Genomic DNA, 13,647 nt, shown 5'->3' with positions numbered 1-13,647 from the left:
CACGACATCGGTGGCGGTGCTGGCCACCCCGCGATCAACGCCCCGCCGCCGCGGCCTTTTTGGCGCTCTTTTGGCGTTTTTTGGCTTTTTTGACCAAGCCGCCGGGGGTGAGACGCTGGTTGCCCAGCACACGCACGGTCTTGATCTCGGGGCGCCGCCCGGGCTGCTTGGCGGGCTTGACGACCTTGTACTCGCGCGGGCCGGGCTTGCGTTCGCCGGCGGGGGCTTTTTCCTTGGCGGGCAGCGGGCGCCACAGCACCAGCAGCTTGCCGATGTGTTGCACCGGCGCGGCGTTCAGCCGCTCGGCCAGCTCGGCCAGCCAGGCTTCGCGCTGCGCGCGTTCGCCTTCCAGCACGCGCACCTTGATGAGCCCATGGGCGTTCAACGCCGCGTCCACTTCGGCCACGACGGCCTCGGTCAGCCCCCCGGCGCCGATCATCACGACGGGCTCCAGGTGGTGGGCCGCGCCCCGGTGCTGGGCGCGTTCGGCGGGGGTCAGGTGCAAGGCTGGCATGGGCGGGATTATCCCCCATGCACGGCGCAACGGGCCTATAGTGCGGTCCATGAAAGTTCGGACCCAAAGCAAAAAGGTGGACAAGGCCTGGTTCAACCAGCATGTCACCGACCCCTGGGTGCGCCGTGCGCAGCAAGACGGCTACCGCGCGCGCGCCGCTTACAAATTGCAGGAGCTCGACGAGACGTACCACCTGGTGCGCCCCGGGCAGTGCATCGTGGACTTGGGGTGCGCCCCGGGTGCGTGGTGCCAGTACCTGCGGCGTCGCCTGGGCACGGTCACCGACGCCGCGGGCCACGTGCGGCTGCGCGGCGTGGTGGTGGGGGTGGACCTGCTGCCCGTGGAGCCGATCGACGGCGTGCACATCCTGCAGGGCGATTTTCGTGACGAGGCCACGCTGCAGGCGCTGCAAGCGACCCTGCAACAAGCGTTGGGCGGCAAGGTCCCGCAACGCGCGGTCGATCTGGTGGTGTCCGACATGGCGCCCAACCTCAGCGGCATCGAGGAGGTGGACGCGGCGCGCATCGAGCACCTGATCGAGCTGGCGGTGGACTTTGCGGTGCAGCACCTCAAGCCCGAGGGCGCGCTGGTGGTCAAGGTGTTCCATGGTGGCGCCTACGACGGCGCGGTGCGTCGGCTGCGCCAGCACTTTCGCACCGTCAAGGCGCACAAGCCCAAGGCGTCGCGGCCGCAATCGGCCGAAACCTTTTTGGTGGCGCGCGGTCTGATCGGGTGACGGCCAACGGCGAGGCTATCCGCGTGATAGCCAGGGTTGGCCGCCCAACGGTCGCCATGCGGGCTTGATAACGCCTACAATGGCCGCACATGGCCCGTCAAGGGTGGGTGCCCGCGGCAGCGGGCGTCGCGTCAACGGTTGGTAGGCAGGAGTTTTCGTTGAACAACAACCAGTGGATTTCGAAGGTGGCGATCTGGATGGTGATCGCCATGGTGCTGTTCACGGTCTTCAAGCAGTTCGATGGCCGTGCCACCGCGGGCGCCGGCTACATGGCGTACTCCGACTTCCTGAGCGAAGTCAAGGCACAACGCATCAAAAGCGCCACCATTCAGGAGGGCGCCAACGGCACCGAAATCATCGCGGTGACCACCGACGACCGGCGCATCCGCACCAACGCCACCTACCTGGACCGCGGGCTGATCGGCGACCTGCTGGCCAACGACGTCAAGTTCGACGTGCGTCCGCGCGAAGAAGGCTCGCTGCTGATGACGCTGCTGGTCAGTTGGGGGCCGATGCTGTTGCTCATCGGCGTGTGGATTTACTTCATGCGCCAGATGCAGGGCGGCCGCGGCGGCGCGTTCAGCTTTGGCAAGAGCAAAGCGCGCATGCTGGACGAGTCGGCCAACAACGTCACGTTTGCCGACGTGGCCGGCTGCGACGAAGCCAAGGAGGAGGTCAAGGAGCTCGTCGACTTCCTCAAGGACCCGCAAAAATTCCAAAAATTGGGCGGGCGCATCCCGCGCGGGCTGCTGCTGGTGGGGCCGCCGGGCACCGGCAAAACCCTGCTGGCCAAGGCCATCGCGGGCGAAGCCAAGGTGCCGTTTTTCAGCATCTCGGGTTCGGATTTTGTCGAGATGTTCGTCGGCGTCGGGGCGGCGCGTGTGCGTGACATGTTCGAGCAGGCCAAGAAAAACGCCCCCTGCATCATCTTCATCGACGAAATCGACGCCGTGGGCCGCCAGCGCGGTGCCGGCTTGGGCGGTGGCAACGACGAGCGCGAGCAAACGCTCAACCAGATGCTGGTCGAGATGGACGGCTTTGAGACCAACCTCGGGGTCATCGTCATCGCCGCCACCAACCGGCCGGACATTCTGGACGCGGCGCTGCTGCGCCCGGGCCGCTTCGACCGCCAGGTGTACGTGACGCTGCCCGACATTCGCGGCCGCGAGCAGATCCTCAAGGTGCACATGCGCAAGATCCCCATCGGCCCGGACGTCAGCCCTGAGGTGATCGCGCGTGGCACGCCGGGCATGAGCGGTGCGGACCTGGCCAACCTGTGCAACGAAGCCGCGCTGATGGCCGCGCGCCGCAACGCGCGCGTGGTCGAGATGCAGGACTTCGAGAGGGCCAAGGACAAAATCCTGATGGGCCCCGAGCGCAAGTCGATGGTCATGCCCGAGGAGGAGCGCCGCAACACCGCCTACCACGAGGCGGGCCACGCCCTCATTGGCAAGCTGCTGCCCAAGTGCGATCCGGTGCACAAGGTCACCATCATCCCGCGCGGCCGCGCGCTGGGCGTGACGATGAGTCTGCCGGAAAAAGACCGCTACTCCTATGACAAGGAGTACATGCTGAACCAGATCGCGATGCTGTTCGGTGGGCGCATCGCCGAAGAGGTGTTCATGAACCAGATGACCACCGGGGCGAGCAACGACTTCGAGCGTGCCACGCAGATCGCACGCGACATGGTGATGCGCTACGGCATGTCGGAAAAACTCGGCCCGATGGTGTACGCCGAAAACGAAGGCGAGGTGTTCCTGGGGCGCTCGATCACCAAAACCACCAACATCAGCGAAGAAACGATGCGCCAAGTGGACGCCGAGGTGCGCCGCATCATCGACGAGCAGTACGCGCTGGCGCGCCGGCTGATCGAGGAAAACAAGGACAAGATGCACGCCATGGCCAAGGCGCTGCTGGAGTGGGAAACCATCGACGCCGACCAGATCGACGACATCATGGCCGGGCGTCCGCCCCGGCCGCCGAAGGATGCATCGCCCTCCAGCCCCAACACGGGCGGTGGCGATGGCGGAGGCGCCGCGCCGGTGGTCAAGGGCGAGCCCACCCCCCAGGCGCCGACGGCGGCGTGACGCGGCCGAGGGTGTGCCACCAACCCAACCGGGCCCGAAAGGCCCGGTTTTTCTTTCACAATACCGCCCATGACCGCCGCGCCTTGGCAGACCAGCCGTTTTGTCATCGACCTCAGCCGCCCGCAGGTGATGGGCATCGTCAACGTCACGCCCGACTCGTTTTCCGACGGCGGCGCGCATGCCGATGCCGCCAGCGGGTTGCGCCACGCCGAAACCCTGCTGCGCGAAGGGGCCGACATGCTCGACATCGGCGGGGAATCCACCCGCCCGGGCGCGCCGCCGGTGCCGTTGGAGGAGGAGCTGGCGCGCGTTGTGCCGGTGGTGCGCGAAGCGGTGCGCTGGGGCGTGCCCATCAGCGTGGACACCTACAAGCCCGAGGTCATGGCCGCGTGCCTGGAGCTGGGGGCGGACATCATCAACGACGTGTGGGCCCTGCGGCGCGCCAGCGCGGACGGGCGCACCGGTGCGCTCGACGTGGTGGCCCAGCACCCCCGCTGCGGCGTGGTGCTGATGCACATGCACCGCCAGCCCCAGGATATGCAGGTGCAGCCGATGCAAGGCGACGCCGTGTCGCAGGTGCGTGACTTTTTGGCCGCGCGTGCGCAGGCCGTGCGGGACCGGGGCGTGGCCCGCGAGCGCGTGGTGCTGGACTACGGCATTGGGTTTGGCAAAACGGTGGAGCAAAACCTGGACCTGCTGGCGCGCCAGCCGGAGCTGCTGACGCTGGGCTATCCGCTGCTGGCGGGTTGGTCGCGCAAGTCCACGCTGGGGCGCATCACGGGCGAGGACGTGGCCGCGCGCCGTGTGGGCGCCAGCGTGGCCGCGGCGTTGCTGGCGGTGCAGCGGGGGGCGCGCATCGTGCGGGTGCACGACGTGGCCCCCACCGTGCAGGCGCTGCGGGTGTGGCAGGCTTTGAACGCAAGGGAGGCAGCATGACACGCCAATACTTTGGCACCGACGGCATTCGCGGCACGGTGGGGCAACCGCCCATCACGCCCGACTTCGTGTTGCGTCTGGCGCACGCGGTGGGGCAGGTGCTCAAGCGCAGCGAGCCCCATCCGACGGTGCTGATCGGCAAAGACACCCGTATCTCGGGCTACATGTTGGAGTCGGCGCTGGAGTCTGGCTTCAACTCGGCCGGGGTGGACGTGGTGCTGCTGGGGCCGGTGCCCACGCCCGCCGTGGCGTACCTGACGCGCGCGCAGCGCGCCACGCTGGGTGTGGTCATCAGCGCCAGCCATAACCCCTACCCCGACAACGGCATCAAGTTTTTCAGCGCCCAGGGCACCAAGCTGCCGGACGAGTGGGAGCTGGCGGTCGAAGCCGCGCTGGCACAGCCCCCGGCGTGGGCCGATTCCAGCGCGTTGGGCCGGGCGCGCCGGCTGGACGATGCGGCGGGGCGCTACATCGAGTTTTGCAAAAGCACCTTTGCGTCGGAGCTGTCGCTGCGCGGGCTCAAAATCGTCGTCGATGCGGCGCACGGGGCCGCCTACCACATTGCACCCGCGGTGTTCCACGAGCTCGGCGCCGACGTCGTGGCGATCGGCTGCAGCCCCAACGGGCGCAACATCAACGACGGCGTGGGCGCCACGCATCCGCAAACCCTGGTCGACGCGGTGCGCGCCCACGGGGCCGACCTGGGGCTGGCGCTGGACGGGGACGCCGACCGGTTGCAGATGGTCGATGCCCATGGGCGGCTGTTCAACGGTGACGAATTGCTGTACCTGCTGGCCGAAGACCGCCTGGCGCGTGGCGAGGGGGTGCCCGGCGTCGTGGGCACGTTGATGACCAACATGGCCGTGGAGCAGGCGCTGGCCGGGCGCGGCGTGGCGCTGGCGCGCGCCAAGGTGGGCGACCGCTACGTGCTGGAAGAGCTGCACCGGCGCGGCTGGCGTCTGGGGGGTGAGGGGTCGGGCCATCTGATCATCCTCGACAAGCACACCACCGGGGACGGCATCGTCGCGGCGCTGCAGGTGCTGCAGGCGTGCGTGCGCCGCCAGCGCCCGTTGGCCGATCTGCTGCAGGGCCTGGCGCTGTACCCCCAGGTGCTGCGCAACGTGCGCATCCAGCCGGGGTGCGATTGGCGCACGCTGCCCGCGTTGGCGCAAGTCCAGGCCGACGCCGAAGCGGCGCTGCAGGGACAGGGCAGGGTGTTGATCCGCGCCAGCGGCACCGAACCGGTGCTGCGCGTGATGGTCGAGGCACGCGACGCCGCGCAGGCGCAGCGCTGGGCCGATGCGCTGGCGCAGGCGGCTGCGCCGACCGTGCCCGCCTGAGGCCGGCGCGCAGCGCGAAAGGTCAGCGGCGCGCGGCCTCCAAAAACGCCTCCAGCATCGGCGTCGGGTCCAGCATCGCGGGGTCGTCGAGCGGGTGGAACTCGGGGTGCCACTGAACCCCCATCACCCACGGGCGCCCCTGCAGACGGATCGCCTCGATGACGCCGTCGGGCGCCGTGGCTTCGACCACCAGATCGCGTCCCAGCCGCTTGACCGCCTGGTGGTGCACCGAGGCCACCAGCCGTCCTGGCAGAGCGCCGTTCCAGCGTTGCAGCCAGCCGTCGGGGTTGAGCACCACCTCGTGCCGATGGCGGTCGTAGCTCGGGCTCTCGTGCTCGATGGCGCCGTCGACCATGGTCCCGATGTCCTGGTACAGGCTGCCTCCAAACGCGACGTTGATGAGCTGCATGCCGCGGCAAATGCCCAAAATGGGTTTGCCCGCCTCGAGGAATTCGTGCACCAGTTCCAGCTCGTAGGCGTCACGCACGGGGTCGCCCGTCCACTCGGGCTTGAGGGGCTCCTCACCGTAAGCGCGCGGGCTGACGTCGGCGCCACCCTGCAAAATCAGACCGTCCAGGTACTGCGCGTAGTCGCGCACCCGGATGCTGCTGCGCCGCAAGGCACCGTCTTGCAGCACCGAAGGGATCATCAGCACCAGCGTGTCACGCGACGCCGCCCATTGCGCCACCGATTGCTCCAGCACCTGCAACGTTTTGCTGCGCAGACCGCTGCCACCCGACTCCGGGTGGAAAATCCGGGCGGACAGCCCGATGTGAACGGGGCGGCGGCGGCCGAACATCGCGTGCTCCGTGGACGCTGGTGCCGCCATCATAGTTCAAGCGGAACCGGCTGCGGGCATCATGCTGCGGGTCGACGGCTCCGCCAAGGGGGTACCGCGACGTCGTGCGCACGCACGGGGCGGACACGGTCGTCGGCGTCACTGGGGTGGCGGCCGCCGCATCGACAGCAGCGTGGCTTCGTCCGGCGGTGCGTCGAGGGCGGGCCGGTTCGCCGCGCCGCGTTCAGCCAGGTAGCGAGCCACGGTCAACGCCTGCGCGACGTCGATGTCGGCGCCGTGCAAACGCATGCGAGCCACCGTCCACAGCCAGCCCACCGTGCCGCGACTGGCGGGCTGGATCACGTCCGCCGTGTGGCAGCGGGTGCAGCGCTGCTCCACAAGCTGGGCGCCTGGGGGACGTGCGGCTTTCCAGGCGGCCAGGGCCTCTTGGAGCCTGCGGCGGCGCTCGGCCGCCGCACGCTCGGCGGCGGCTTGCCGCTCTTGCTCGGCGCGCAACTGGCGTTCGCGCTGCTGACGCTCGGCGTCGGTCAGCGGCGCCGCCCGGGTTTGGTAGTCGTCGCCCGCAAGCTCGGCATGAACAGCACCGCTCCAGGCCAGCGCCACCAACAGGCCCCCGATCGCCCAACGCGCAACGCAGTGCGACCGCAACACCATCGAAGCCGGTCAGACCGTGGGCGCGGGCAGCAGCTGTTGAATCACCTGCGCCAGCGCCGCCCACACGAGGGCGCCGGGTTCCCGCGCCGTGGCGCGCTGGCACGCTTGTTCCAGCAACGGGGCCCAAGCCGCCACGAAATGGCGCACAAAATCCTCCGCCAGCGCCTCGGCCGCTTCGTCACCTTGCTCGGCGCGTTCGAGCAAATGGGCCACGAACTCCAATTGCATGGCCACGTGGTCCGGCAGGTCCCGGAAGTTTTCGGCAGGTGCAAAGCCCCCCTCGCGGTAGCACTGGGCCGCCTGTTGCGCCACGGTGCCGGCCAGCGAGCCCTCCAAAAGCAGCCCCGTGTTGAGAGGGGCATCCACAGGGGGGGTTAGGAAGATGGCCGAATACGCCACCAACCAGTCGGCCATCGGCCCGCCCGCGCTTTCCAGGGCCGCCCGCTGGGCTTGCACGGTGGCCACGGCCGTGTGCAGCCGGGTCAGGTCCAGGCCCAGGGTGGGGGCCAGATCGGCCAAGTCGCTCAGCAGCGGCTCGCTCCACTGGGACAACAACCATCCGCGTGGAGGAGGCAAAAAGGCCCGAGCCAGCAGCCAGTACGCGTCGGCTCGGGCAAGGCGGTCGGTGATGGGTTGGGGAGCATCACCGGTGGCCGCACAGGACAAGGGATCGCTCATGCGCGTTCATCCAAAGCCAGGCGTTTTTCGCCCAGGGCGTTGATGGTGTTGGACAGGAAGATGGACAGCGCCAGCACCGCCCACTCCGCCGCCGAGGGGTGGTACTCGAGCAGGCCGTGCACCCAACTGCCTTTGAACAAGGGCACCAACTGCCCGCCGATGACGAAGTCGTAGCGCGCGACGAACAGCGCCACCACGGCCACGACGGCGGCCAGCAATTGGAGCTGCAGGTTGCGGCGCAGCGAGGGCACTGCGGTCAGCACGATCGGCAGGCCCAGCCCGACCCACAGTTCGACCTGGAACATCGGGCGGCTCCAGAGGTGGTGCCACACCTGCATGCCATCGGCGTTGGCGTACAGCCCAGCGATCAGGCGCGAAACCACGAAAAACGCGTGCGCGATCATGAGGATCGCGAACAAGCCGCCCAGGCGCCCGGCAAACAGCGTGCGCGTCGGCTCGTCCAGGCGGTCGGCGTTGAAGCCATGGGCCAGGTGGGTGAAGATGATGACGAACGTGACCGCACCCAGCAGCGACTCCACCAAGAACGCCAGCGACATCTCGCCGCCGTACCAGAACGGACGCATCGACATCCAACCGTACACGCCGCCGGCCACGAACGTGATGTACACCGCCGCCACCAACGCCAGCACGGCCGCGGCGCGCGGCGGTTCGTCGCGCCCGGGCAGCAGCCAGCCGACGATGAGCCACAGCAGCGCCAGCGAGTAAACGATCACGCCCCAGACCTTCCAAAACAGCGGCGCGCTGGTGGCGCCGGAGAAGGGGATCATGAACATGGCGCGCAGCGGGTAGCCGAGCTCAAGGAACAGCGCGGCCACGCCACCCACAAGAGCCGCCACCGCCAGCCACAGCGCACGGCGCGCGATAGGCCGGTAGGCTTCGACCCGGAACACCGTCCACACCGACGCCAGCATGGCCAGCCCGGTGGACGACAGCAGGAAGAAGTCGTACGTGACGATCGGCAACCCCCAGAAGATGCCGCGGCTGTCGCCGTTGTAGGCGGTGTGCCCATGGGCCATCAGTTGGCCGATGACGTAAGCAGCGCTGGCCACCAAACCGACCAGCGCGACGATGAGCACGATGCCCATCGGGCTGCCAGCGGGTGCGGCGGGACGTGATGAGGCCAAGGTGGTCATGTTGTCGTCTCCTTGTCGATATCAGGCCTTGCGTTCATCGGCACGGGTGCTGGGCACGGCCGCGCCTGCGCCACCCGACAGGTAGTACACCTGCGGCTTGTTGCCCGTGTGGTCCAGCAGCCGCACACCACGCTTGTCGGCGATCAGTTTGTTGACCTTGCTGTTGGGGTTATCCAGGTCACCGAAGTAACGCGCCTTGGGCGGGCACACCCGCACGCACGCGGGGGTGTGCTCCTTGGTGGCGGGATCGTCCTCGTCGAGATCCGCCACGCCTTTGGGCGCGGTGCTGGTTTTGTGGTAGCAGAAAGTGCACTTGGACACCACGCCATGCGGTTGGATGCCGACACCGTGGGTGGGATCGTCATAAGGGCCTTTGTAGGGGGGATCCCACTGGCGACCGTTTTTGCCCGGGAAGACGCTGCGCACATCGGGCTGCACGACGGCCTTTTCGTCGGTGTAGAAGCGCACCCCGTACGGGCACGCCACCATGCAGGCTTTGCAGCCGATGCATTTGTTCCAGTCGATCAGCACGTAGCCGCCGTCCTTCATCTTGTAGGTGGCCCCGGTCGGGCACACGCTCACGCACGACGGGTTCTCACAGTGCATGCACGGGCGCGGGAACCACTGGATTTTGACGTTCGGGTACGTGCCCTCATGGTAGAACAGCACGTCTTGCCAGTTTTCGCCGGGCAGCCGGTTGTTCTCCATCGCGCAGGCGGTGGTGCAGGCTTGGCAGCCGGTGCACTTGTCCAGGTCGATGACCATGCCCCATTTCGCCATGTTCGTCTCCTTGTTCGTCTGTCGTGGTCATCAGACCTTTTCGATCGTGACCTTGGTCGAGTAGTAATTGCACTGGCCTGAGATCCGGTCGCTCTGGTTGACCGTCACCTCGCCGGAGTGACCGGGGGCGCGCCCCTTGGCCCAACGTCCCATCGCCCAGTGGCCGTGCTCCATCGGGAACACCAAGGTGTCGGGGCGCACACCCTCGAAGTAACGCACCCGGCCGGTGATGGAACCCACTTCCGACTTGATGCGGCACAGGTCGCCGTCGCGAATGCCGCGCTTGCGCGCCGTTTCAGGGTGGATTTCGATGTACACCTGATCGCGCCCGCCCATGACCGGTTGCAGCAGCGAAATCGCCACCGGGATGTTGCCGCCGCGGCCTTCGGCGTGCAGCGCCACCTTGGGCGTGACCATGTACAGGTCGCCGCCACCAGGGTGCTTGGGCTCTTCCCAATGCGGGAACATCAGCTTGGCTTTGTCACGGCCCGTCTTGGCGGCGATCCAGTCGGCGTTGGTTTCGAGCCAGCCGGAGCGGAATTCGAATTTGCCGGATGGGGTTTTGAGCAGCTTGGCCTTGACCTCTTCTGGGGTCATTTTCTTGGTGTAATCCTTGCCGTCCCACTCGTAGAACTCACCATCGCGTTGTTGCCACAGGTAGGGCTTTTTGTACCAGACGCCTTTTTCTTTCCAGCTCTCGAAGTCCTTGACGCCGTTGTCGCCGGGGTTGGCTTCGAAGCCCTTGGCCAGGTGGCGCAACACGTTTTCCGTGTCTTTGAGGGCTTTGTAGTACTCGCCCATGGGGCCTTTGATGCGTTTGCCGATTTCGATCAGCACGTCGCCGTAGTACTTGGTGTCGTACAGCGGCTTGATCGCCGGCACGCGCAGCTGCGTCATCGGCCAGCCCTCGAACGGGTAGGTCGGCGCGTCCTGCAACCGCTCCAGGTAGGTGTGGTCCGGCAAAATCAGGTCCGCCATCATCGCGGTTTCGCCGGGGAACGGGCTGGTGTCGATGACGAACAGCTCCTTGAGGGCTTCCTCCCACTGCTGGCCGTTGGGCGCCGTCCACACCGCGTTGTTCTGGTAGAACATGATGGTGTCGAGCTTGTACGGCTTGCCCTTGAGCGAGTTGGGGCCGACCTCCTGCAGCATGTTGTTGGCGAGCAGGTAGCCGTCCTCGTGGCCCTTGAGGTCGATGCGGGGGTACTTTTTCCATGGACCGTTTTTGGCGTAATCGTCCATGTAGTCCTCTTCGTTGACCGGCAGCGGACCGTAGGGCACACCCATTTGGTACATCATGCCGCCCTTGGCGAACAGCGAGCCCACCAACGCGTTGAGCGAGTGGATGGCCATGCCGTTGAGGATGCCGTTGCTGTGGGCGTGCGCGCCGCGCTCGAAAATCGCCATCGCGGGGCGGGTCGTGCCGAATTCGTGTGCGGTGGCGACGATGTCGCGCTCCAAGATGGTGGTGACCTCTGCGGCCCACTTCGGCGTGCGGTCTTTGAGTTCGATATTCCACCAATCGACCAGCCCTTTGACCCATTTCTCGTCAAAGGTGTCGGCTTGGACGGTTTGGCCGGGCTTGAACCGGTTGACGCCGTCTTTGAAGTCGCCGACGAATTTTTTATCCCACAGCCCGTTGACCAGGATGTAGTGGGCGATGGCCAGCGCCAGCGCGCCGTCGGTGCCGGGCTTGATCAGCAGCGCCCGGTCGCTGGCCGCCAGCGTGGTGTTCATGTGCACGTCCACGGCGGTCACGCGCGTCTTGGGGCTCTTGGTGCGCATGTAGCCCCACATTTGCATCACGTTGTTGTACGGCCGGAACGCCTCCAGGAAGCCGCAGCCGAACAGCAACAGGTAGTTGCAGTTGCGGTAGTCGTGCGCGTTGTAGCTGCCGTTGCCGTCGGTGGCCTGTTTGCTTTTGATGCTGCCGTCGGAGCACATCGAGCTGTGGCCAATACCGACGTTGGGGCTGCCGTACAGCTTGCCGAACGTGCCTTGCAGGCCGGCGCAGCTGGCGCCCCAACCGCGGCCATACACCAGGGCGAAGCGGTGGCTTTCGCCCTTGTCGCGCAAGGCGTTGAGGCGGTCGGCCACCGTTTGCAGCGCTTCATCCCAACTGATGGGCACGAATTTCGGGTCTTCGTTGCGCCCTTTTTTGGGGTTGGTGCGCTTCATGGGGCCCTTGAAGCGGTCTGGGTCGTACAGGATGTAGGTGCCCAAGGGGCCTTTGGGGCACAGCTTGCCGTTGGCGATGGGGTGGTCGGTGTTGCCGTAAATGGCATGCACGCGGCCATCGGTGGTGTAGACGTCGATGCCGCAGCGCGCCGGGCACTGGTGGCAGATGTTCTTGGTGATCGTCGTCTGGCTGCCCTGGGCGGCCGCGGCGGGTTGCGCCTGGGTGGGTTGCAGCGTCTGGCCGCCGACCAGGGACGCCGCGGCACCACTGGCGGCCGTGGCCTGCAAAAAGCGTCGCCGCGACAGCGCAGGCGGTACGATTTTTTCCATCAAGCCCATCGTCGTTTCTCCTCTCGTGGGTGGCAAAGTGAACTACACCAGCGGCAGCGGTCCCGCGCCAAACAGTTGGCGTCGGGCGTCATCGATGAAAGACTGGGTTTTGCGGCACAACGGGCACAGGCCGTTGTCCACGCTGGGGGAGCCGGTGGCGGCGTAGGTGTCGCCGCAACCGCGGCACACCAAGCGGGCGTGGGTGGCCAGCGTTTGCACGGTGGCCGCGCCGCCGTACGCTTGCAGGGTCAGCGCCCCGTGGGGACAGGCGCGTTCGCAGGCGCGGCAGGCGATGCAGTGCGCCGGGTCGAACAGCAGCCGTGCCGTGGCCCCGTCGTCGGCCGCCGTCAGTGCGGTCGTGGGGCACAGCGCGACGCACATGCGGTCGTCGCAACAGGCGTCACTGGCGTGCAATTGGGGGTAAAACTCCGCGGGCACCGCCGTCCCTTGGCGCTGCGCCAGCGCCTGCAACGCCTGGTGTTGCCGGGTGCGCTCCGGCGACGGCTTGCGTTGCGACGCCGGGTACGCGGCGCGCCCGTTGCCCCCCATCGGCTGGACTTGCCGGTGGCGCCCGGCCGGGCGCTGAACCGCGTGGTGGAAAAAGGCACGTCGATCGAGCGTCGGCCCGGCGTCGTCGGCCGGGGGCAGCGCCGCCGGGCGCAGCGACACCGGCAACGGTGCTGACACCACCGTCACGCGCTCGCTGGCCCCCAGGGCTTCGAGCCACAGGTTGGCGGTTTCCACGGCGTCGGCCGCGGGCATGCACGCCGCGGCGGGCAGGGGCGCGGCGCCGCTTGGGCCGTCGGCGGACTGCGCCGCCGGTGTGGCGGCCCCGCGCGTTGGGCAGTCGCGGCACCACCCGCGGTCGACGATGGTCACCGTTTGGCCTTGCTGGACCCATTGGAGCAACTGCCCCACGCGCAGCGCGCCCAGACAGGGCAGCACCGTGGCGCCGGCTTCACGGCGCGCCTCGGGTACCATCCGGCACTCCACGCTGCGACGTTGGCCCGTGGCGGCGCTTGCGGACGGGGTGGCCATTGGCTCGTCCAGCAGCTCGGGCAGCATCAGCGCCTCGGTGGGGCAGGCCGCCACGCACACACCGCAGCCCGTGCAATCGTCCGACAACGTCACACCTTGCACGTCCACAATCAACGCCCCGCGGGGGCATGCGTTGGCGCAGGCGCGGCACTGGCCGTGCCGACTGCGCAGCGGCAGGCACGAGGCTTCGGCGTGCAGCAGGGGGCGGTCAGCCCGCAAGGCTTGGCGTTCGATGGTTGTCTCCTGGTGGTGGTTGTGATCGATGGCTTGCTGGATTAAGCAAGCGCTGTGCCAACCAGCGTTCAACCCACGCACGGTCGCGGACAACCCTGGGGCACGAAGGGCTTTGACGGTGTGCGCGGGCCGCGCAACGGTGTGGGGGCGGTGGCCAACGGTTACCTTCGGGTAACACCGGATGGGCCA

At 67.5% G+C, this 13,647-nt stretch carries 12 protein-coding genes; 4 read left to right on the top strand and 8 right to left on the bottom strand.

All coding sequences use genetic code 11. From position 1 onward, the window contains the following. Positions 1–34: 34 nt before the first annotated feature. Entirely contained in the window at positions 35–514 is a 480-nt protein-coding gene (locus tag EDC36_RS07625; protein WP_132962665.1) for a YhbY family RNA-binding protein, read from the bottom strand. Between the two features lie 49 nt (positions 515–563). Here EDC36_RS07625 and EDC36_RS07620 point away from each other — a divergent pair, with 49 nt between their 5' ends. The 4 genes from EDC36_RS07620 (at position 564) to glmM (ending at position 5,613) form a co-directional block, all read left to right on the top strand. Then, a complete protein-coding gene (locus tag EDC36_RS07620; RefSeq protein ID WP_132962664.1) occupies positions 564–1,250 on the top strand; it encodes an RlmE family RNA methyltransferase in 687 nt (228 codons plus the stop codon). Between the two features lie 197 nt (positions 1,251–1,447). Next, positions 1,448–3,337: an ATP-dependent zinc metalloprotease FtsH gene (ftsH, locus tag EDC36_RS07615; RefSeq protein WP_185971185.1), complete on the top strand. Its 1,890-nt coding sequence runs from the start codon at positions 1,448–1,450 to the stop codon at positions 3,335–3,337. Positions 3,338–3,406: 69 nt separating this feature from the next. Then, positions 3,407–4,273, top strand: coding sequence for a dihydropteroate synthase (gene folP / locus EDC36_RS07610; protein ID WP_132962662.1), 867 nt, complete (start codon positions 3,407–3,409; stop codon positions 4,271–4,273). Next, on the top strand, positions 4,270–5,613 hold the full coding sequence (gene glmM, locus EDC36_RS07605; RefSeq protein WP_132962661.1) for a phosphoglucosamine mutase: 1,344 nt from the start codon (positions 4,270–4,272) through the stop codon (positions 5,611–5,613). The genes folP and glmM overlap by 4 nt, the downstream gene beginning before the upstream one ends. Positions 5,614–5,635: 22 nt before the next feature. Here glmM and EDC36_RS07600 read toward each other — a convergent pair whose 3' ends face one another. From EDC36_RS07600 to EDC36_RS07570, 7 genes are all read right to left on the bottom strand, one after another. Beyond that, positions 5,636–6,412: a gamma-glutamyl-gamma-aminobutyrate hydrolase family protein gene (locus tag EDC36_RS07600; RefSeq protein WP_243646520.1), complete on the bottom strand. Its 777-nt coding sequence runs from the start codon at positions 6,410–6,412 to the stop codon at positions 5,636–5,638. A gap of 138 nt (positions 6,413–6,550) precedes the next feature. Next, the gene (locus EDC36_RS07595; protein WP_132962659.1) at positions 6,551–7,066 is read right to left on the bottom strand and encodes a hypothetical protein; all 516 of its coding nucleotides are present in this window, start codon (positions 7,064–7,066) and stop codon (positions 6,551–6,553) included. Positions 7,067–7,075: 9 nt separating this feature from the next. Continuing rightward, positions 7,076–7,744, bottom strand: a complete 669-nt coding sequence (locus tag EDC36_RS07590; RefSeq protein ID WP_132962658.1) for a TorD/DmsD family molecular chaperone — start codon at positions 7,742–7,744, stop codon at positions 7,076–7,078. Beyond that, positions 7,741–8,898, bottom strand: coding sequence for an NrfD/PsrC family molybdoenzyme membrane anchor subunit (nrfD, locus tag EDC36_RS07585; protein ID WP_132962657.1), 1,158 nt, complete (start codon positions 8,896–8,898; stop codon positions 7,741–7,743). Before nrfD ends, EDC36_RS07590 begins: the two co-directional genes overlap by 4 nt. Before the next feature lie 21 nt (positions 8,899–8,919). Further along, positions 8,920–9,678 carry a 4Fe-4S dicluster domain-containing protein gene (locus tag EDC36_RS07580; RefSeq protein WP_207895063.1) on the bottom strand — a complete coding sequence of 253 codons (759 nt, stop codon included), beginning with the start codon at positions 9,676–9,678 and terminating at the stop codon, positions 8,920–8,922. A gap of 30 nt (positions 9,679–9,708) precedes the next feature. Then, positions 9,709–12,195, bottom strand: coding sequence for a molybdopterin-dependent oxidoreductase (locus EDC36_RS07575; RefSeq protein ID WP_207895062.1), 2,487 nt, complete (start codon positions 12,193–12,195; stop codon positions 9,709–9,711). Between the two features lie 33 nt (positions 12,196–12,228). Further along, positions 12,229–13,443: a 4Fe-4S dicluster domain-containing protein gene (locus EDC36_RS07570; RefSeq protein WP_132962656.1), complete on the bottom strand. Its 1,215-nt coding sequence runs from the start codon at positions 13,441–13,443 to the stop codon at positions 12,229–12,231. Positions 13,444–13,647: the final 204 nt, after the last annotated feature.

The organism is Tepidimonas ignava (assembly GCF_004342625.1).
In the GTDB taxonomy this organism is placed as follows: domain Bacteria; phylum Pseudomonadota; class Gammaproteobacteria; order Burkholderiales; family Burkholderiaceae_C; genus Tepidimonas; species Tepidimonas ignava.
This window is presented reverse-complemented; position numbering and strand designations above follow the sequence as displayed.